A 20,650-nucleotide genomic window follows, 5' to 3' on the forward strand; every position below is an offset into this window, starting at 1 on the left:
CGGCGCCAGGACAAAATGACGCAATAGTTGCGTCATTTTGACTCAGTATTTTGCGAAGCTCGCCTCTTTCGCTAGTTCTATAACTAATTCGAGTCCAGTAGGTAATGCTGCGCCAGATTGCCTGGAACGGATCTTGCGGCTCTCTTGGCATGGCGCACGTCCTCGGAATCGATTTGGGCACGACGAACTCGTGCATGGCTGTAATGGAGGCGGGACAACCGGTCGTTTTGGAGAACTCGGAGGGAGCAAGAACTACTCCCTCGGTCGTTGCGTTTACGAGGACCGGAGAACGCCTCGTAGGCCAGGCCGCGAAGCGACAGGCGATTACCAATCCGCGAAACACGATCTTCTCGATTAAACGCTTCATCGGACGACGATTTTCGGAAGTCCAGGAAGAGGCGAAGCGAGTTCCCTACCGAGTAGTGGAAGGGAAAGGCGGCGGCTGTGCCGTCGAGGTCGAAATCGGGGCGGAGAGACGCGTCTATACGCCGGAGGAGATTTCCGCCTTCATTTTAATGAAATTGAAGGCGGATGCGGAAGCCAAGCTCGGTGAGAAGATTACGCAGGCGGTGATCACCGTGCCTGCGTATTTCAATGATAGCCAGCGACAGGCTACCAAGGATGCGGGACGCATCGCGGGGCTCGAGGTGCTTCGGATCATCAATGAGCCGACGGCGGCCTCCTTGGCTTACGGATTGGATAAGAAGAAGGACGAGCGAATCGCGGTATATGATCTCGGCGGGGGAACTTTCGATATCTCCGTTCTGGAAATCGGGGAAGGAGTTTTCGAGGTCAAGGCTACCAACGGCGACACCCATCTGGGAGGCGACGATTGGGATGCCGCCATCATGGACTGGCTGATTCAGGAGTTTCAACAGGAGACCGGCATCGACTTGCGCCGCCAGCCGGACGCGATGCAGCGACTCAAGGAAGAGGCCGAGCGTGCAAAAATTGCCCTCTCCTCGTCCACGGAATACGAAATCAACCTTCCGTTCATTACGGCGGACCAGACGGGTCCCAAACATATCCAGAAAAAACTGACGCGGGCGAAACTCGAGCAGCTTACCGATGCTCTCGCCGAACGCACGATCCGTCCGGTGACGAGTTGCTTGGCTGATGCCAAGCTCTCCGCGGCGGAAATCAACGAGCTGGTGCTGGTCGGAGGGATGACCCGGATGCCCAAGATCATCGAGATTGCTCGCAGGCTGATCGGGAAAGAGCCTCATAAGGGGGTGAATCCCGACGAGGTGGTTGCCGTAGGAGCCGCCATTCAGGGAGGGGTGTTGCGCGGCCAGGTGAAAGACGTTCTTCTTCTCGACGTCACTCCGTTGACGCTCGCGATCGAGACGGCTGGCGGAATCGCCACCCCGATGATTCCGCGCAACACGACGATTCCGACGCGGAAGTCACAGATTTTCAGCACATTTTCCGACAATCAGCCCAGCGTAGAGATCAAGGTGCTCCAAGGGGAACGGCCCATGGCCCGCGACAATAAGCTGCTCGGGGTTTTCCACCTCGACGGCATTCCTCCGGCTCCGCGGGGTGTCCCTCAGATCGAAGTTACCTTCGATATCGACGCCAACGGCATCTTGAACGTTTCCGCGAAGGATTTGGGAACTGGGCGGGAGCAGAAAATTTCGATTACAGGTTCCAGCGGCCTGTCCAAGGACGAGATCGACCGGATGACTCGGGAAGCGGAGGCTTCCGCCGAGGAAGACAGGAAGAGGAAGGAAGCGGCGGAAGCCAAGAACAACGCGGACAATCTTGCGTATCAGGCGGAAAAGCTCCTCCGGGAACATGGCGCACGGATCGATTCTGCGAAGAAGGTAGAGATCGAGAATGCGATTTCCCGCGTGCGCAGCTTGCTCGCCGGCGAGGATACGGCCGCCTTGCAGGCGGCGATGAGCGAGCTCAACGAGAAGATTCAAGCGGTATCCGCGGAGATGTATCGCGCGACCACATCCGGGGCGCAATCGGGCGGCTCCGCGGCGACCGGAGCTCCTCCTCCGGCTCCCGAGGAAAAGTCGGGGGAAAAGGGAGACGTGATCGAGGCCGACTTCGAAATGATCGACAAGGATAAGGATAAAAAAGCGTAGCGGTCCCGAAGGATTTTCAGGCGGACCGGTTGGGAAACCGGATGCCGCGATTGTAGCAAGTAACAGATAAGGAAGGAGAAGAAATGGCTGAACCGAACATTCGACCCTTGGGGGATCGAGTCCTCGTAAAGTTGATCGAGGAACAGGAGACAAAAAAGGGAGGAATTATCATCCCAGACACCGCGAAAGAGAAGCCCCAGGAAGCAACCGTGGTAGCCGTTGGGCCCGGGCGGCTGGAAGAAGGGAAGCGTATTCCGATCGAACTCAAGAAAGGGGATCGCATCCTCATCAGCAAGTATGGTGGTACCGAGGTGAAGATCGACGGGGAGTCGTATCAGATTCTTCGGGAAGACGACGTTCTCGCTGTTGTCGGATAGTGGAGGAAGCGTTTCAAAGGAATAAGGAAAGAAACATCGGAGAATCATACGTATGGCAGCTAAGCAACTTATCTTTGACGAAGCGGCTCGTCATGCCCTCTTGCGCGGCGTAGACAAGCTGGCCAAAGCGGTCAAGGCCACGCTCGGGCCTGCGGGTCGCAACGTCATCTTGGACAAGAAATTCGGCGCTCCGACGATCACGAAGGACGGGGTTACCGTAGCGAAGGAAATCGAGTTGGAAGATCCGTGGGAAAACATGGGTGCTCAACTCGTCCGTGAGGTGGCGTCCAAGACCAGTGATGTGGCGGGCGACGGCACCACCACCGCCACCGTTTTGGCGGAGGCGATCTATCGCGAGGGTCTAAAAAACGTCACTGCGGGAGCCAACCCGATGGATCTGAAACGGGGCATCGACAAGGCGGTGACCGCGGTCGTGGAGGAGCTCCAACGGGTCTCTCGGAAGGTTAAGGAAAAAGAAGAGATCAAGCAGGTTGCGACGGTTTCCGCCAACTGGGATGCCTCTGTTGGTCAGATCATCGCGGACGCCCTGGATAAGGTGGGTAAGGACGGCACGGTCACGGTGGAGGAAGCGAAGCAGATCGAAACCAAGCTCGACGTGGTCGAGGGTATGCAATTCGACAAGGGGTACATCTCCCCCTATTTCGTGACCAACGCCGAGGAGTTGGAAGCGGTCCTGGAAAATGCCTATATCCTCATCCATGAAAAGAAGATCTCCAGCCTGAAGGATCTTCTCCCCATCCTGGAGAAGACCGCCAAAGCGGGGAGACCCCTTCTGATCATTGCGGAAGACGTGGAAGGGGAAGCGCTGGCAACATTGGTGGTCAACAAGTTGCGCGGGACTCTCCAGGTTTGCGCCGTCAAGGCTCCCGGCTTCGGAGATCGGCGGAAGGCTATGTTGGAGGACATTGCGATCCTCACGGGTGGACGCTGCCTCACGGAGGACCTGGGAATCAAGCTGGAGAACGTCCAGTTGGAGGACTTGGGCCGAGCGAAGAAGATCGTGGTGGAGAAGGAGAATACTACGATCATCGAAGGAGCGGGCAGCACCAGCGCGATCCAGGGGCGTGCCAATCAGATCCGTCGCCAGATCGAGGAGACGACTTCCGATTACGATCGCGAGAAGTTGCAGGAGCGATTGGCTAAGCTCGCCGGAGGGGTGGCCGTGATCAGCGTCGGTGCGGCGACCGAGACCGAGCTCAAAGAGAAGAAGGCTCGGGTCGAGGACGCTTTGCATGCCACCCGCGCGGCAGTCGAAGAGGGGATCGTGCCCGGAGGGGGCGTGGCGCTGCTGCGGTGCCAGACGGCTATCGGCAAGCTCGACCTCAAAGGGGACGAAAAAGTGGGTTCCCATATCGTAGAGCGTGCTCTGGAGGAACCGCTGCGTGCGTTGGCCAACAACGCCGGCCTGGAGGGCAGCGTTATCGTGAATGCGGTGAAAGCTCGGAAGAACGAGGAAGGGTTCAATGTCGCCACTCGCCAATATGTGGACATGGTGAAGGAGGGCGTCGTGGATCCGACCAAGGTGACGAGAACCGCCCTTCAGAATGCGGCTTCCGTTGCGAGCCTGCTCCTGACGACCGAAGCTATGGTGACGGAGATTCCCGAGAAGGAGAAAAAGGCAGCGCCTCCGACTCCAGGAATGGGCGAGGAATACTAAGAATGCAGAAATAGCGACCGTTTCCTAACGGATCGCATTGAGCAGAAAAAGAGGCCGGAGTACCTGGGAAAAGTACTCCGGCCTTCTTCTCATCGACCTTCGGCAGCAGAATGGGCGAAGCGCCCACCTCCCGAGCGATAGCCCGAGCTTCCCGATAATAGGAAAAGACAGGGGAGACTGGACGCTGAGCGGTGGGGATCGGACTTCTGCTAAAGGCCTTCCTTCAGACCCTTGCCGGGTGCAAAACGGACCGATTTCGAGGCTTTGATTTTGAGCCGCTGGCCGGTTTTCGGGTTCACCCCCATTCGCGCCTTCCGGTTCACAACCTTAAAGGTCCCGAATCCGATGAGCTGTACAGCAGTTGCCTTTCGAATGCCGGTCTTAAGGCCATCCAATACGGCATTGACCGCCGATTCGGCGAGCGCCTTGGTCGTATTCTTCCCCATACTCTTCTGGACCTGTTCGACAAGGTCCACGCGATTCCAACGCTTCTCCTTCTTCTTCTCTTCCTTCATCGTTCTTCTCCTTCCGGAAGCCGATTCGATCCGCTTCCTGGCTGTTTGTGACAAAGGGAGTGAGAGCCGTCAATGAGAAAAAGAAGTGACTAGCTGTTATGCGAGCCGGATTGGAAGGACAAAACGACAGATGCACATATTATAAAGCATTGGTTACGAATATGATAGAGTAGTATGTATAGCTATGCACGAAATACCGAGCAAGTAAATGGTATCTGAGAGAAGTTACGAGGTTCCGAGCGACGGATAAGCTATTGGGTTCCAAAAACCAGCCTCAGAGGGGTTTTCGTGGATTGTTCGTCCGATGGGGGGTAGCCGGAGGGGTCGCGACGAGTCGGGAAGCGAAGGCGAGCGCCTCCTCGCGGGTCTGAATCTGCCCATTGAGCTGTGCTTCCCGGATCGTTTCTAAAAGCGAACCGAGAAGGGGACCGGGTGCAACGCCGAGAGCAATAAAATCATGTCCGGTGACGAGTCGAGGAGGGGAGATGTCGGAAGCCGGGAGTTCTTCTAACTTGGTTCGCAAAAACTCATAGATCGACAGATCTCCATGGGAAGCAAGGCAATCGATCCGATGTAACTCGAGCTCCATGGAAAACGTACTACGAGCGAGCAACCGTTTGAGCGTCGAAGGACGCATCTGCTTTGCATCCTTAAAAGCCATGTGATTGACAACCATCGCGACCACCGCTTCTATCAGCTGGTTTGGTTGGCGGAGGCGAGAGAGAATCGCATGAGCCATTCGGGCGCCGACAACCTCGTGCTCGAAGAAGCGAATCCTGCCGTTTCGATCCACCCTTTTCGTAAGCGGTTTCCCGATATCGTGAAGCAAGGCGGCCCAAGCCAATGGGAGAGGGGCAGAGTGGAGCTGCTCCAGGAGGAGACGCGTGTGGAGGAAGACATCTCCCTCGGGGTGAAATTCCTTGGGCTGCTCGACGCCGTGCAACGCGGAGACTTCGGGAAGAATGTGCAGCAGAAGGTCGCTCTGGTCCAAGAGGTCGAGTCCGCGGGCGGGAGCCGGTCCCGACCAGATACGATCCAGTTCCTCGCGAATGCGCTCGACACTCACTTGGTGGATGGTGGCTGCCTGGATTCGGAGAGCGTTCCAAGTCCCCGGCTCAATGCGAAAGCCGAGGTTGGCGGCGAATCGCACGGCTCGTAAAAGCCGGAGCTTGTCCTCGGCAAAACGCTGATTCGGGTCGCCGACCGCTCGAATTGTTTTTTCGGCGAGATCCCTTTGCCCCCCTACATAATCGATCACTTGATCGGAGATCGGATCATAGAAGAGGGCGTTGATCGTAAAGTCGCGGCGGTATGCATCCTCGGCCGGGGGCACAAAGACCACGTGATCCGGATGTCGTCCATCCCGGGAACCGACATCCCGGCGAAACGTGGCTACTTCGAAGGACCACTCCCCGAACGGCACCCTGACGACCCCGAAGACTTTGCCGTGCAATCCGGTAGCCTGAGGGAACAGCCGCTGTACCTCCTCCGGGGTGGCCGTGGTCGCGATATCGATGTCGTGGGATTGGTGACCCAAGAGGCGATCGCGTACGCAGCCCCCGGCGAAGTAGGCGATATAACCCGCTTTCTGCAGTCGTTCGACGATACGCAACCCGAGTTGCCACATACGCATCCTTTTGGTTTCTTCCGCTCTCCGACCCGTTATCCGACGCTTCCGTTTCCGTGGCTCTCCTCCCCCGGACCCTTTGCCTTGTGCTGCCAATAAACGATTCCGCCGGCAAAGCTCCAAAAAAGGGTCGTTCCGAAAAAGAAGAGAGAGAAGGTCACCGCCTGCGCACTGGTCAGTCCTAGCGGTTGGAAAAAGAGAACCAATAACCCTTCTCGCACGCCGAGCCCGGAGATGCTGATCGGTATGGCGTCCAAGACGGACACTATCGCAAGGATGGCTGTCAGAACCCAGAAGGGAATCGGCAGGTGGAGCGCGGAAGCTGCGCACCAGGCGAAGCCGAAGGTCGAGCCGTGGGCTCCGAAAGAGAACAGGGAAGCTCTGGCGGTGGCATTCCAGTCGGCGGCAAAGCGACGGAGCGCATGAGAGAGTTCTTCGAGCAATCGGTGGAAAGGAGCGTGTCTCTCCAATAGCCAGATCGGCCGTCGCCGCAGCAACCACGGTAGGAGCCATGCCAGCAAGGCGAAGAGCAAAATCCCGCCGGCCACGAGGAAAAAGGCGAAAAGCACCTTGAGGACCAGGGAGCTTTTCGAAAAAAGAGGATAGAGCGGCAGGCAGAGGCTACAGCCGATGAAGAGCAGGACGATGACCCCAACGAAGCGATCATAAACGACCGAGAGAGATGCAGCCGCCTTTTGTTTGGGGGCGACCCGAACGGCGTAGTAGATCCGTGCCAGATCGCCTCCGGTGGATCCCGGGAGGAATGCGTTAAAGAAGTGGCCGATGAGGGTAAGTTGCACCGTCTCCGCGAGCGTGAGGGCGATCTCCTGCACTCCGAGCAAGGCCCGCCAACGCATCGACGCAAAAGTTACTTGCGCTCCTCCCAAGAGGATTGCCGCAAAAAGCCAGCTGGGGCTTGCTTCCCGGAGGGCTTCGCCGATCGCGTTCCACGGCACCCGCCAAACGATCGCAGCCAAAAGTCCCATGGACACGACGGCGCGAAGGAAGAGCCATGCGAGACGCCGGAACTTTGCCATATCGGAGAAGCTGCTCAGGATTTTCTCAAGCCGCACGTCTTTGGAAAGAGAAACCGACCTCGGTCCATCCGGGGTCGGCTTGCCCAGCCGGCATATCGCACGGGTGTTCCCCGCGGCCAGCCGCTCCGGTCGACCAGAACTCTTTTTCGAAAGGACCCTAGGACTCCGCGCGCCGAGCGTTCCGTCCTTCTACTCGTTCTCTAAATTGGCTTCGCTCGACTTGGGCCAGGCGCAGACCGGATAGCGATCGCCGAAAACGTTGTCTACTCGGGCGACCGGCGGCCAATACTTTCTTTCTCTTACCCAAGGAAGCGGAAATGCCGCCGTCTCCCGTCCATAGGAGTGGGGCCACGATTCCGCCGCAACAGCCGTTGCCGTATGGGGTGCGTTTCGCAGAGGGTTGTCGTCCAAGGGAAGTTCTCCTTTCCGCACCTTCTCCAACTCGGAATGGATCGTAATCATCGCATCGCAGAAACGGTCCAACTCCTCCTTCGTTTCGCATTCCGTCGGTTCGATCATCAATGTCCCAGGGACCGGCCAGGAGACCGTCGGTGCGTGGAAGCCGAAGTCGGCGAGACGTTTGGCCACGTCGTCCACTTCGATTCCGCACTCTTTCCACGGTCTAAGATCGACGATGCATTCATGGGCCACGAAGCCCGATCGTCCATGGAAGACCAGACGGAAATAGGGAGTAAGTCGGCGGGCGACATAGTTGGCCGAGAGTAGTGCGACCTTCGCACACTGCGTCACCCCTTGGGCACCGGTCATCGCCAAAAACATCCATGTAATTGGATAGACGCCCGCGTTTCCCCAGGGAGAGCCGCTCACCGGGCCCAGTGGGGAACTCGATGAGAGGGGGAGAAAGGGGTGGGAGGGTAAAAAGGGAACGAGGGCGCGCGAGACAGCAATAGGGCCGGCACCGGGGCCCCCGCCTCCGTGAGGGATCGCAAAGGTCTTGTGCAGGTTCAGATGGCAGACGTCGACGCCGAGCTCTCCCGGCCTGCAGAGGCCTAGGAAGGCATTGGCATTGGCACCGTCTAGGTAGACAAGGCCCCCCGCTTCCCGAACCATGCGGATCACCTCCGGAAGGGTGTCCTCGAAGAAGCCATAGGTCGAAGGATAGGTGACCATGATGGCGGCGACGCGGGCTCCCGCCTCGGCGAGCTTGCGCCGGAGGTCTTCGAGGTCGAGCCGTCCTTCTCCGTCGCAAAGCAAAGGCATTAGGGAAAAGCCGGCGGCGGCCGCGCTGGCCGCGTTGGTTCCGTGCGCGGAGATCGGCAGCAGACAGATGTTCCGGTCGCTTTGGTCCTGAGCGCAGTGATAGGCGCGAATCGCCAAAAGGCCGGCAAGCTCCCCTTGGCTTCCCGCCGCCGGCTGGAAGGAAACGGCCTCCATCCCCGTGATCTCTTTGAGCCAGCGCTCCAGGTCGCCGAGCATCCCTTGGTATCCTTGTGCTTGGTCGAGAGGGCAAAATGGGTGAATCTGCGAGAATGCATCCCAGAGCATCGGCAGCATTTCGGCTGCGGCGTTGAGCTTCATGGTGCACGATCCCAAGGGGATCATGGAGGTCGTCAGGTTGATGTCGCGCGCTGCGAGCCGCCGCATGTATCGGACCAGCTGTGCCTCGCTTCGATTTTCACGGAAGATCGGTTGGGGGAGAAGCGGAGCATTTCGACGGAGGTTCGGAGGGATCGGCGATACCTCTTGATCCGCGGGCGGGGGCGGCAGCTGCGTCAGCCCTCGCTCTGCGGCAAAGAGAGAGAGAAGGTCGAAGAGGTCTCTTTCTTGAGTGGTCTCGTCCAGGGAGATCCCCAGTCCGGAGGGGAGACGACGAAGATTGATCCCGGCCCCTTGGGCCCGGCGAAGGAGGGAATCGGACTCCGATTGAGGAAGGATGGCCGCCACTGTGTCAAAACGCGGTCCGGGCGGAATCGGGATCCCCATCGCGCCGAGCCCCCACGCAAGACGGTTGGTGAGCGTCCGAATGCCTTCGGCGATCGCTCGAAGCCCGGAGGGCCCATGATGGATGGCATAAAAAGCGGCGACGACGGCGGGCAGCGCTTGCGCGGTGCAGATGTTGCTTGTGGCCTTTTCCCGTCGGATGTGTTGCTCGCGGGTCTGCAGAGCCAGCCGAAGCGCCGCTCTTCCTTCCCGGTCCCGAGAAATTCCCACGATTCTCCCCGGCATTTTCCGTAGATAGGCCGACCGGGCAGCCAGAAAGCCGGGATGGGGTCCTCCGTAGCCGAGAGGAAGGCCGAATCGTTGCATCGATCCGATCGCGATGTCGGCTCCGAACTCGCCCGGCGATCGAAAGATACTGAGGGCCAATGGATCTACGTGCATCACCACGGTCACGCCGGACTTTCGCAGAGAGCCGATCGCTTGGGTGTAATCCAGCAGGAGGCCGTCGGTGGTGGGATAGGGGAGCAATGCGCCGAAATAGTTCTCCACGGGAAGGTCGTCGTCCATCGGATCACGAAGGTCTACTTGGATTCCGAGAGGCTCCGCGCGAGTCTGGACCACGGCAATCGTTTGGGGATGGCAGAGAGGAGAGACCAGAAAGCGCTTGGAATTCGAGGGAGTGCGGATCCGCAAGGAGAGAATCATGGCTTCCGCTGCGGCGGTGTCCGCATCGAGGAGAGAAGCGTTCGCTACATCGAGTCCGGCAAGATCGGCGACCAGGGTTTGGAACGTCAACAACGCTTCAAGACGGCCCTGGCTGATCTCAGCCTGATAGGGGGTGTAGGGCGTGTACCAGTCGGGGTTTTCGAGGATGTTGCGTCGGATCACGGCCGGGGTGATCGCGGCGGAATAGCCCATTCCAAGGTAGGAGCGGAAGATCCGGTTCTTTTCGGAAAGCTTCCGTAAGGCCGCCAGTGCTTCGGATTCGGTGAGAGGGGCCGGGAGGTCGAGAGATCGGAGAGTGCGGACCGTCCGCGGGACGATCGCGTCGATCAACTCTTCGAGGGTGGGAAAGCCGATTGCTTCCAGCATTTCCTTTTGCTCGTCGGGACTCGGCCCAATGTGGCGACTGAGGAAGGAAAAGATTTCCTCTGGACTGTTCATCTCTCACCTTTATGCGTCCGAGAAGCCGTCTCTCCAGAAACGGGTTCTCGCTTACGATGCTCTTTTTGCCGAGTCCGCGGTAAGCGCGCCGTAGGCTTCCGGCGATTTGAGCTGCGGCGCTTCTGCGGGATTCTCGACATGGACCCGGAAAAGCCATCCCTTCCCGTAAGGGTCCGTGTTGATCAGGCTTGGCTCCCGGGCTAAGGCCTCGTTCACCTCCAGCACTTCCCCGCTGACTGGAGAGTAAACATCGGAAGCGGCCTTCACCGATTCAACGGTGGCCACGGCTTCTCCTCGCTGCACATGCGTGCCGATCGCGGGCAGTTCGACGAAGACGACATCGGAGAGCTCCCGCTGCGCATGGTCGGTTATGCCGACAGTGCCGATTTCTCCTTCGAGCAGCAACCACTCATGCGATTCGGTATAGAGACGATCGGTCGGAATGTTCATTGGCTTTTTCTTCGATAGAGGGGGGGCGCCTTCACCGTGACCCGATAACTATGTCCTCTTACTGCGTATGCGAGTCGGCTCCCTACCGTGGCCATCGGCGATTGTACATAACCCATCCCGATGGCGGTGCCCAGGGTCGGAGAAAAGCCCCCGCTCGTCACCTGCCCCACGACAGTTCTTTCCGCGAGGAGATCGTAACCGGTCCTGGGGGGAGGAGCGGGGCCGTCGACCTCGAACGCTACCAAAGAGATCTCCGTCCCTCGGCGCTTCCTTTCCTCAAGAGCCTTTCTCCCGGGGAAGGAGTCCGGCTTCTCCCAATCGACGACCCATGCCAAGCGAGCTTCCAGCGGAGTTATCTCCGCACGAAGCTCATGGCCATTGAGAGGCAAGCAGGCTTCCAATCGGAGAATATCCCGCGCAGCCAAGCCGCAGGGGCGGATGCCCGACGATGCTCCCTCTTCCAAAAGTGCATCCCAGAGACCGGGGCCGAGGGAGAGGGGGAAAAAAAGCTCCGCTCCGTCTTCTCCCGTGTAGCCGGTGCGCGCTATCCACAAGTCGACCCCGTTCCAGAGGCCGGAAAGAAAGGCGCGACGCTCTATGGTTGCGGGCAGATCGGGAATGACTCGGCGGAGGATCCTCCAAGCTTCCGGTCCCTGAAGCGCCAGCCCTCCCCACCGCTCGCTTTCGTTCGCGACGGTCGTCCCGGCATGGGAGAGTCTTTCGGAAAACCAGCGGAAATCGGTCTCCGTCGTTGCCGCATTGACGACCAGGAAGAATCTTGAGGCGTCGATCCGATAGACGAAAAGGTCGTCGATAATGCCTCCGTCGTCCTGCAGCAGCATCGAGTAGCGGCCTCGGCCCGGGGAAAGAGAGGCCATCCTGCTCGGCAGGAGCCGGTCGAGCCACTCCTCCGCATCTGGTCCCGAAAGAAGCAGCTCGCCCATATGGCAGATATCGAAGAGTCCGGCTGCCCTGCGGACGGCCAAGACTTCTTCTGCCACCGAAGTGTAGACGATCGGAAGATACCAGCCTGCGAAATCTCCCATTCGCGCTCCCCATTTGCGATGGCGGTCGGCAAGAGGGGTGGTTCGGAGAAGGGAAGAGGAGAGAGCTTGCACCCGAAGCACGAATCAAGGCGGCCTCCGGCCCCGTTGTCAAGATCTCTTCCCTCTCCGGCTTTCCCTCCAGCGGATTCTCATGGGAAGTCTTTGTCACGGGAAGTCTTGCGTACCGGACACGAGGCGCTAGGATGAAGCGGAGCGTCAGCCTATGAGTAGGAAAGCTGGGGAGCCGGTGCCTTCGCCGGGCGAGGGGGAATTCGCCGCGCGTTTCTCTGTAGATGATCTCAATATCAAGGTTCAGCAAGCCCAGGAGGTCTTGCTCGATCTGGAGCGGAGGCGCGAAGAGATCGAGCGCCAGAAGCGGCAGCTCGAGGAGCTGCGGAAGAAACAGCGGGATTTCGAGGTCGGCCATCGGGAAGTGACCGAGGAGTTGACGCGAAGCATTGCGCTTTTGGAGCGCCAGGAAGAGGACGGCCAGAGAGAGCTTGAGGACATCCGCTCTGTCCGGAAGACCCTTGCCGGCCAGCTCGCCTCGCTGGAGGCCCTGGAGCCCTCGGCCTGGGAGCCGGCGAACCTTGCCGATGAGCTGGCGAAGGCTTTAGCCTTGGTTGATCAGTCCCGCGCCGCTCTCCGACAGGCCCAAGGGAGGATTGATCGATTGCGCTTGAGCTCTCCCGAGCAAGAGGGGGCCCAGGGTCGGGCGGCGGAAGGAGTCCCCGAGGATCTGGACGAGGGATTCGGTTTTTGGCGCAAAGTGGCGAGCGGTTTTGCCTATTCCCTTCCTCTGATCCTCTCTCTTTTGGGGGTCGCCCTCTTCTGGTTCCTCAAAAAGTAGATCCATGTCGCTCGATCGGAAAGGGGAAGAGGCCGACTCGCGAAGACCGAGGCGCGATCGTGCGGCCCGACATTTCTTATCCGAGGGAGCGGACACGGCGGAAGCACGGCTCGCGGAGGAAGGAAAACGCTCTCCGTGCTGGCAGCATAGCGCACAGCGAAGGCAGGATCGGAAGCGATTCTTCCTGCTCCTCCTGCTCCTTGGGGCTGTCCTCTACTGGCTTTGGAAACAGTGTAGCCCCTTTTTTGCACCGGGAGCCTCGGGCGCACCCTAGACGGAATCGACCGCAGTTCGAGGACGAGCGCGCTGGGCTGTCGAGCATGCGCTAATGCGTTTCTTTCGGAGTTTCCGGAAGCGGCCGGCTCGCGTCCGCATGGCCTCGGTGGCGTATGTCACGCGCTCTGTAGAGATAGTAGACTTCTTCGGCGATATTTTTCGCGTGGTCGGCGATTCGCTCGATCGCACGGCTGATCAAGAGAAGGCTCGTCGCCTGAGGGATCGACCCCGGCTGTCCCCGCATCGCCTCGAGAAGCTCCTCGGAGAGCTTTTTGTTGAGGGCGTCGACCTCCTTGTCTCTCCTGACGATCCCGATGGCTTCTTTCGCCTTGGCCTCGATAAAGCAGTCGATGGCATCGCGATACATCTCTTCCGCAACCATCGCCATTCGAGGGATGTCAAAAAGGAGCTTGAGAGGAGGCGCAGCGTTCAGGCGACGGGCCAGCCGAGCGATCGTGACCGCCTGATCTCCGATTCGTTCGAGGTCGCTGGAAATCTTGGAAGCGACGAGAACGAACCGACAATCGATGGCAACCGGGCTGTGCGTTGCAATGAAGGTGATGACCAGATCATCGACCTTGACTTCCAGGGAATCGATTTCGGAATCCTGCCTCTCGACAGATTCCGCGAGCGAATCGTTTCGCTCGATGAGGGCTTGCAGGGCCAAGCGTAGGTGGCGGGCGGCCAAGCTGGCCATTAAAAGCAGGGTCTCTCGGATCCGAGAGAGCTCAATGGAACCGGTTGCGGTCATGGAAGCCCGATCTACGTAGAGCGTTCAGCCGGCGGAAGTGGAGAAAATCTAGCATGGAGTTTGAGCGAACGGATACTCTTTTCCAGCCAAGTCTTGGGTCAACGAACGACCCGGCGATGGCGAGCCATTTTGCAAGAGCCTCGCAATGAAAGAAGAACTTTCTCAGAAGCTTGAGGGCGGAGAGCTGTCCGGCGGGTTGTCGAACCAAGAAGCGGCCAAGCGGCTCGCCGTGGAAGGGCCGAACACAATCCCGGAACGCTCCAGAGCCCCTCTCCTCGTCTTCTTGAGTAAGTTTTGGGCTCCCGTCCCATGGATGTTGGAGGCCGCGATCGTCATGGAAGTGCTCCTACGGCGAATCGGAGATGCGATCGGCATCGGAATCCTATTGATTTTGACGGCCCTCTTGTCGTTCTTCCAGGAAAATCGCGCGGAACGGGCGTTGCGGCTTCTTCGCCGAAAATGGGTCGGGATGGCTCGAGTCTTTCGCGACCAGGCGTGGCAGCGTGTTCCTGTTCCCGAGATCGTTCGGGGGGATCGGATTCATTTGCGGGTTGGGGACATCGTTCCGGCCGATGCGCGACTAGAGTCGGGCGTTGTGGGAATCGACGAGTCTTCCCTTACCGGAGAACCTTTCGCGAAAGAGAAAGGAGCGGGGGCGGTCGTCTACGGCGGGACCGTGGTCCGCAAGGGGGAAGCAACCGGAGAGGTTTTTGCTACCGGACCGAGGACCACGTTCGGGCGGATCGCCGGCTTGGTGTCGTCGGCAAAGGCGCCAAGCCAAGTCGAAGAGACGATTTTTCGGATTGTGCGTTGGCTGATCGGGATCGACGCCGTCCTGGTCGTTTTCGTCTTTGGTTACGGACTCTCCCATCGTTTGCCGCTTTCCGAAGTGCTGCCTTATGCGCTGGTGCTTTTGATCACTTCCGTTCCCGCCGCCTTACCCGCAACTTTTGCAATAACGGGTGCCCTAGGGGCGCAGGAGCTTGCGCGGAAGGGGGTGCTCGTCCGTCGGCTGGCCGCCGTCGAGAACGCGGCAACAATGGATATTTTGGCCGCAGATAAGACGGGGACCGTCACGACGAACGAAGCCGCATTGCGAGAAATATGGTCTCTTCCTCCTGCCACCAGAGAAGAACTTCTCCTTTGGGGAGCGATGGCTTCGCTGGAAGCAAGCGAGGATCCACTCGAGCGCGCCATTTTTACCGCAGCAAAAACGGCGAAGCTTGGTTCCTTCGAGGGGGACAGGGTCTCCTTCACGCCGTTCGATCCATCGACGAAGTCTTCCAGTGCCGTTTACCAGAGGAATGGAAGCCGCTTTCGCGTCATCAAAGGCGCCCCCGACGCGATCGAGAGGGCGGTAGGGGGACTTTCACCCGAGGCTGACGAAATGCTGGAGAGATTTTCGTCTCAGGGTTTGCGAATCCTTGCCGTGGCCGCGGGCACGCCCGAGCAGTTGCGCTTCGTCGGATTCCTCGGCTTTTCCGATCCCGTGCGGCGAGATTCCCGCAGCCTGGTCGCTCGACTACACGAGTTGGGGATTCGCGTCATTCTCGTAACCGGGGATACGGTGGCTGCGGCCCGAGCGGTGGCTCGAGAGGTGGGTATCGGGTCTCGGGTGTGTCGCAGCCCCGATCCTTCGGAGGTGGAAAGTCGCGATTCGATAGAGCTCTGCGATATTTTCGCGGGAGTTTTCCCGGAAGACAAATTTCGAATCGTCGATCGGTTGCAGAGGGCGGGTCATGTAGTCGGGATGACCGGCGATGGGGTAAACGATGCTCCGGCGCTTCGGCAAGCCGAAGTGGGGATCGCCGTCAACACCGCCTGCGATGTCGCACGGGAGGCGGCGAGCATCGCCCTTACCAACCCGGGTCTCATGGATATCGTGGCTGCGGTGGAAACGAGCCGGGAAATCTACGAGCGAATGTTGACCTACATTTTGAATAAAATCATCAAGACGGTGGAAATCGCAGTCTTTCTAACCGCGGGCCTGTTCTCCACCGGGATTTTCGTTCTCACCCCGTTTCTCGGGGTTCTTCTGCTCCTGTCGAACGATTTTATCACCATGTCTCTCGCTTCCGATCGCGTGCGAATTCCGGCCCGCTGCCGCCGTTGGCCGATCCGCTCGGTGGTGTTTGCGGCGGGGAGTTTTGCGCTCTGCCTCCTGGGGCTCTCATTCGCGGTTTTCTGGGTGGGCATCCATTGGCTCAAGTTCGACGCCAACCAGCTGCAGACCCTTGTCTTTGCCTGGCTCGCTTTTTCCGGTCAGGGGATGGTCTACGTCGTCCGAGAACGAAGCGGGATGCCGGGCCCGCTCCCCGGATTCTGGCTCTTGTTCTGCTCCGCTGGAGCCGTCTTGCTCGTATCCTTTCTGGCGGTTGCCGGTGTTGGTATGGCGCCGTTACCCTTGGTGGTGGTGGTCGGACTCCTTGGGACGCTTGCGATCTTTCTGGCAGCTCTTTTCTTGATTAGGGCGAGGATCTTTTCCTTCTTTGGCTTGCAGGGGAATGTTTCCCGTTGACGGGCCTCCCTTCGGCTTTTCTCCAACTCCAGTGAATAGGACGTCCAAGAAGGGGGAACTCATTGCGGAGTTGGGCTTCCAGGAAGCGTTCGTAGGAGGGCATCAGGAGCCGTGGATCGTTCACGAAGAGATGCAGACGAAGAGCGGAGCCGGCTGGGGCATTTCGCGGCGCTTGGTCTACGGCATAATAGATTTTCAGGCGCTTTCCGCTTGACGCCGGAGGAGGAAGACGGCGCTGGACCTTCTGGAAAAAGCGGTTGAGAGCGCCGGTCGAGATCGCCTGACCCGCTTCCGAATCGACGCGGAGGCTTGTTTCGAGCAAGCGATCGAGATTGGCACCGTCTTTGGCGCTCAGCGGCACGACGGGAGCGAATGAGAGGAAGGGCAACTCGTTCTTGACCGCTTCGGTTGCACGAGCTTGCGCTTCTTTCCCTCCAGCCGGTCGCGAGAGGAGGTCCCACTTGTTGAGAGCGATCACGCAGGGGCGGCCGATCCGCTGGATCCATCCGGCGATCTTTTTGTCTTGCCGGGTGATTCCCGCATAACCGTCCAGGACGAGAACCGCCACATGTGCCCGGGCCAACGCATGGAGCGATCGTCCGGCGATCTTCGACTCTATTCCCTTGCTCTGCTTGCGGCGCGGTGCCAACCCCGCTGTGTCGATGAGGAACAACCGTTTCTTGCGCCATACGAGCTCGATGTCGACAGCGTCATGAGTGGTTCCCGGCTCGGGAGCTACGAGCAGCCTCGATTCGCCGACCAGAGCGTTGACGAGGGTCGACTTGCCCACGTTGGGCCGTCCCAGAATGGCGATTCGTCGCGCCGGCTCCTCCGCAGGAACCGGAGGAGCGGAAAGAGAATCGCCTCTGGTCAACCTCTCTCGCAACTGGCGAATGCCGCGGTTGTGGGCGGCCGATATGGCGATCGGCTCGCCGAATCCGAGCTCGAAACTCTCTTCTGCAAGCGGGAAGAGCTTCTCCTCATCGATTTTATTGGCGATCACCCATACCTTTTTGCCCAACTTGCGCAGAAGAGCGGCAATTTCCCGATCGAGCGGAGTAATGCCGGACCGCCCATCGAGAACAAAAAGGAGATCGGTAGCTTTGCGAAGGCTCGCTAGGGTGAGATCGGCAACGGCTCGCTCCTTTGCTTCCCGCGAGAAGACGAATCCCCCCGTGTCGATGAGCACGGCCGGCTTTCCGTCGAATCGCACTCGGGCGCACAAGGGGTCCCGCGTCATCCCCGGTTCGGGATGGGCGAGCGCGATCTCCTTCCCGCAGAGTCGGTTGAAGAGAGTCGACTTTCCGACGTTGGGACGTCCCACGATCACGAAAGTTCGCATAAACCTCTCCGGATTTCCGCCCGATGTCGTGCGCCTCGCCGGTTAGAGGAGGCTGGTCCGGCCGCTTCGCGAGGAGGGAAGCGGCGGGCAGGAAACGCTTGGAAATAGGATGCGCCAACCGGTCGAACAATAAAAGCAAGCGGATGCCAGAATGAAACCGGCCGAGATCCAACAGATGGCGATCGCCCATGGGAGTTTCAGCAGAGCTGCGGCTACGGTGAGGAAAGAAAAGAAAGTGGCTGCTTTCCCGGTCCAATGGGGATGGATGGGCACCTCTCTTTTGAGCAAGCGAAGGATCGCGATCCCCCCGACCAGAAAGCTGTCTCGGCTAAGGACCAGGACCAGGAACCAGACCGGGAGAGGTGCCGACTGAGGAGAAGGAATGGTGGTCAAGCAAAGAAGGGAGACAAGCAAGACCATCTTGTCGGCTACCGGGTCGAGGACCTTTCCCAAAGCGCTCTGCTGCCGCCAACGTCTGGCGATGAAGCCGTCTAGAGCGTCGCTAAGAGCGGCGGCGATAAAGAGGGAGAATCCCGCGATGCGGTAGCGGTCGTCCTCGGCTCCGGCTGTTTGGCTCTTTCCGTACTGCCAGAGGACTGCAGCCATGGCCGGAGCGCAAAGCAGCCGAAGGATGGTGACTCGCGTGGCCCATGTCATGAGGCAAAGCTCTCGATCGCCCGGCGAATTCGGCGGAGTACGCGATCTTTCCCGAGGATCGTCAAAGTGCCATAGAGGCTCGGCCCTACTTCGCGTCCCGTGGTGGCGACGCGGGCCGGATGGACATAGGTCCGCACGGATGTGCCGTGGGTCCGAGCCAGCTTCTGAAAGCGCTCTTCCAGCGCGGCAGCCGTAAAATCAGATGCTTCGGAGAGATCGGCGAGGAGCTCTCGTAGCGCCTGAATGCCGGCGGCGGTCAAAAAGCGCTTTACCGCATCGGGTTGGAAAGAGATCTCCTCCCGGAAAAACGGCTGAGCCCATTCAGCGAGTTCTTTCCCGGTCTTCACCTTCTCTTTGATCAAAAGAACAACTTCCTTGATATAGGCGCTCTCCCACTTTTCGACGGGAAAACCGGCGGATTCGAGCCATCTTTGCGCGTGGGGGAGGATCTCGTCTACGTCGAGGCTGCGCAGGTAGGCGCCATTCATCCAGAGAAGCTTGTCGGCATCGAAGCGGGCGTTGCTCCGGTGGATTTGATCGAGCTCGAATCTCGCCGTGGCCTCCTCGATCGAAAAGATTTCCCGGTTCTCCCGCAGCGACCATCCCAACAGGCAGAGATAGTTGCGAACCGCCTGCGGCAGATAGCCTCCGTCTTGGTATTCGGAGAGGGAGGCGCCGATGTCACGCTTGCTCATCTTCGATCCGGATCGGTTCAAGATGAGCGGAATATGAGCGTATCGCGGCGCATCCGCCCCCAAGGCAGCGGCAATCGCCAAATGCTTCGGGGTATTCGAAAGATGATCCTCGCCGCGGATCACATGGCTGATCTTCATTTCCAGATCGTCGACGACGTTTACAAGATGAAAGACAGGAGAGCCATCCTTTCGTTGAATCACGAAATCTTGTTCTAAGGTGCAATCGAAGCAGACTTCGCCGCAGATCAAATCGTCGACGATGATCTTCTTTCGCGGCATGCGGAAGCGAATTGCCCCGTCGCTTTCGTACGCTTGATCGTGATCAAGAAGAAAACGGAGCGCGCGATCATAAATCGCTCGCCGCTCGCTTTGAAAGTAGGGTCCTCGGTCGCCTCGTGCCCCCCCGCCGGGCAGAGGACCCTCGTCCCAGTCGAGCCCAAGCCATTGGAGGCCGTCGAAGATGACCCGGACAGCTTCGGGAGTATTCCTGACGGCATCGGTATCCTCGATGCGGAGAAGGAACGTTCCTCCGGTGTGGCGGGCATAGAGCCAATTGAAGAGGGCGGTACGGGCTCCACCGACATGGAGGTAGCCGGTCGGGGAGGGAGCGAATCGGACGCGCACGTTGCTCACGTTCCTCCTCCCTCAAACGGGACCATTGCCGTCTGCCGCAACAAGCCGCTCGTAAAAGTGACCACCGACCGATCCACCTCCTCGAACCACTGTTCATAGTGGGTCCGCTCCAGACGGGTTCCCGGCTCAGCGATTCGAAGCAAGAGGGCGAGCGCACCGACTCCATCGAAAAAGCGGAAATTGCGTTCCCGTCCAAGATGCGCAAAGAACGCGGATATGTCTCCCGCTTCCACGCTCCGCCACAACTCCTCCTCCCAAAGTCGGGTCTCTTCCAGCAGAGAGGGTGTGACCGCAAAGGGATGTCCGAAACGCGGCCCTATGTGGCAGCCATCGATGCTGACGATCAGCTGCATGCGGTCCCCATAAGCTTGCCGCAGGGAAAGCAGGGATGTCGCGAGTCGATCGAACTGCGAGCCCCGAGCGGGCGCTTTCCCCTGCTCGACCCAATCGGAAAGGCCTCCGCAAAGGAGAGGAAGAAAGCGGACCGGCCGATCGCAACCCCGAAAGACCCGAAGGGCTTGCAGAAGCACGATGGGAAACTCGATCGAATGTTCTCCCTCATGGGCAGCCGGATCTTGACAGGGGAATGGGAGCCGCTTGCGCAGCCACTCGAACGACTCGGCATCGGCGAACGCGCGACCGAGGGGGGTGCGAATGTCCCGGCCGTCGACACTCCATTCGAGTCGGGAGCGGTGTCCAACACCCAAGATGAGGTATAGGTCCGCTTCCGAAGCGTTCGCCAGCGGTGCGAAAGCATGGGTATAGGCCCCCGGGCTCACGCGGAAATCGATATGGGGGGAGAGTATTCCACAGAGGTCGGTGCGCCTTTGGAGAGAGGGAGGCGGCAAAGGGGCCGCGCCCGCCTGGGAAAAGAACGACCGGAAGTAGAAAAGACATTGCTCTCCGTCGGCCGGATAGCACGTACCCGCGCAGCGACAACGAATCGCCTCTCTGCGACGGCTTGGCGCAGATGAAACCATGCACACCATTTTTCGAGAAAAATGCCTCAGGCAAAGCAAAACTTTGCACTTTCCGG

Annotated in this window: 16 protein-coding genes; 5 read left to right on the forward strand and 11 right to left on the reverse strand. The window is 59.2% G+C overall.

Translation table 11 applies throughout. The annotated features are described in order from the left end of the window. Positions 1-149 precede the first annotated feature (149 nt). The 3 genes from dnaK to groL all read left to right on the forward strand — a co-directional run bounded on the left by dnaK (position 150) and on the right by groL (position 4,151). Positions 150-2,096 carry a molecular chaperone DnaK gene (gene dnaK / locus FN369_RS01440; RefSeq protein ID WP_142524456.1) on the forward strand — a complete coding sequence of 649 codons (1,947 nt, stop codon included), beginning with the start codon at positions 150-152 and terminating at the stop codon, positions 2,094-2,096. Positions 2,097-2,179: 83 nt separating this feature from the next. After that, complete coding sequence (gene groES / locus FN369_RS01445) at positions 2,180-2,473, forward strand: co-chaperone GroES (protein ID WP_142524433.1); 294 nt, start codon at positions 2,180-2,182, stop codon at positions 2,471-2,473. A 52-nt stretch (positions 2,474-2,525) separates the two neighbouring features. Beyond that, positions 2,526-4,151 carry a chaperonin GroEL gene (gene groL / locus FN369_RS01450; RefSeq protein WP_142524434.1) on the forward strand — a complete coding sequence of 542 codons (1,626 nt, stop codon included), beginning with the start codon at positions 2,526-2,528 and terminating at the stop codon, positions 4,149-4,151. A gap of 209 nt (positions 4,152-4,360) precedes the next feature. On the opposite strand, the gene FN369_RS01455 is transcribed toward groL, so the two are convergent. From FN369_RS01455 to gcvT, 6 genes are all read right to left on the reverse strand, one after another. Beyond that, positions 4,361-4,666, reverse strand: a complete 306-nt coding sequence (locus FN369_RS01455) for an HU family DNA-binding protein (RefSeq protein ID WP_142524435.1) — start codon at positions 4,664-4,666, stop codon at positions 4,361-4,363. Positions 4,667-4,940: 274 nt separating this feature from the next. Further along, a complete protein-coding gene (locus FN369_RS01460; RefSeq protein WP_342799704.1) occupies positions 4,941-6,299 on the reverse strand; it encodes a CCA tRNA nucleotidyltransferase in 1,359 nt (452 codons plus the stop codon). 29 nt (positions 6,300-6,328) lie between these two features. Continuing rightward, positions 6,329-7,330, reverse strand: coding sequence for a lysylphosphatidylglycerol synthase transmembrane domain-containing protein (locus FN369_RS01465; RefSeq protein ID WP_142524436.1), 1,002 nt, complete (start codon positions 7,328-7,330; stop codon positions 6,329-6,331). A 189-nt stretch (positions 7,331-7,519) separates the two neighbouring features. Beyond that, the gene (gene gcvP, locus FN369_RS01470; RefSeq protein WP_142524437.1) at positions 7,520-10,396 is read right to left on the reverse strand and encodes an aminomethyl-transferring glycine dehydrogenase; all 2,877 of its coding nucleotides are present in this window, start codon (positions 10,394-10,396) and stop codon (positions 7,520-7,522) included. A gap of 51 nt (positions 10,397-10,447) precedes the next feature. Beyond that, the gene (gcvH, locus tag FN369_RS01475) at positions 10,448-10,846 is read right to left on the reverse strand and encodes a glycine cleavage system protein GcvH (protein ID WP_142524438.1); all 399 of its coding nucleotides are present in this window, start codon (positions 10,844-10,846) and stop codon (positions 10,448-10,450) included. Continuing rightward, positions 10,843-11,973, reverse strand: a complete 1,131-nt coding sequence (gene gcvT / locus FN369_RS01480; RefSeq protein ID WP_142524439.1) for a glycine cleavage system aminomethyltransferase GcvT — start codon at positions 11,971-11,973, stop codon at positions 10,843-10,845. The genes gcvH and gcvT overlap by 4 nt, the downstream gene beginning before the upstream one ends. 142 nt (positions 11,974-12,115) lie before the next feature. Between gcvT and FN369_RS01485 the strand changes: the two genes are divergently transcribed. Continuing rightward, complete coding sequence (locus FN369_RS01485; RefSeq protein ID WP_142524440.1) at positions 12,116-12,742, forward strand: HlyD family secretion protein; 627 nt, start codon at positions 12,116-12,118, stop codon at positions 12,740-12,742. A 325-nt stretch (positions 12,743-13,067) separates the two neighbouring features. On the opposite strand, the gene phoU is transcribed toward FN369_RS01485, so the two are convergent. After that, a complete protein-coding gene (gene phoU, locus FN369_RS01490; RefSeq protein ID WP_142524441.1) occupies positions 13,068-13,769 on the reverse strand; it encodes a phosphate signaling complex protein PhoU in 702 nt (233 codons plus the stop codon). 145 nt (positions 13,770-13,914) lie between these two features. Here phoU and FN369_RS01495 point away from each other — a divergent pair, with 145 nt between their 5' ends. Next, on the forward strand, positions 13,915-16,287 hold the full coding sequence (locus FN369_RS01495; protein ID WP_142524442.1) for an HAD-IC family P-type ATPase: 2,373 nt from the start codon (positions 13,915-13,917) through the stop codon (positions 16,285-16,287). Here FN369_RS01495 and der read toward each other — a convergent pair. From der to amrB, 4 genes are read right to left on the reverse strand one after another with little or no spacing between them, the layout of a single operon-like run. Then, positions 16,235-17,629, reverse strand: coding sequence for a ribosome biogenesis GTPase Der (gene der / locus FN369_RS01500; RefSeq protein WP_142524443.1), 1,395 nt, complete (start codon positions 17,627-17,629; stop codon positions 16,235-16,237). The genes FN369_RS01495 and der overlap by 53 nt on opposite strands. 42 nt (positions 17,630-17,671) lie before the next feature. After that, positions 17,672-18,286, reverse strand: coding sequence for a CDP-alcohol phosphatidyltransferase family protein (locus tag FN369_RS01505; protein ID WP_142524444.1), 615 nt, complete (start codon positions 18,284-18,286; stop codon positions 17,672-17,674). Beyond that, a complete protein-coding gene (gltX, locus tag FN369_RS01510) occupies positions 18,283-19,614 on the reverse strand; it encodes a glutamate--tRNA ligase (RefSeq protein WP_142524445.1) in 1,332 nt (443 codons plus the stop codon). The genes FN369_RS01505 and gltX overlap by 4 nt, the downstream gene beginning before the upstream one ends. Beyond that, positions 19,611-20,594: an AmmeMemoRadiSam system protein B gene (gene amrB, locus FN369_RS01515; protein ID WP_142524446.1), complete on the reverse strand. Its 984-nt coding sequence runs from the start codon at positions 20,592-20,594 to the stop codon at positions 19,611-19,613. Before amrB ends, gltX begins: the two co-directional genes overlap by 4 nt. Positions 20,595-20,650: the final 56 nt, after the last annotated feature.

Source organism: Methylacidimicrobium cyclopophantes (genome assembly GCF_902143385.2).
Taxonomy (GTDB): domain Bacteria; phylum Verrucomicrobiota; class Verrucomicrobiia; order Methylacidiphilales; family Methylacidiphilaceae; genus Methylacidimicrobium; species Methylacidimicrobium cyclopophantes.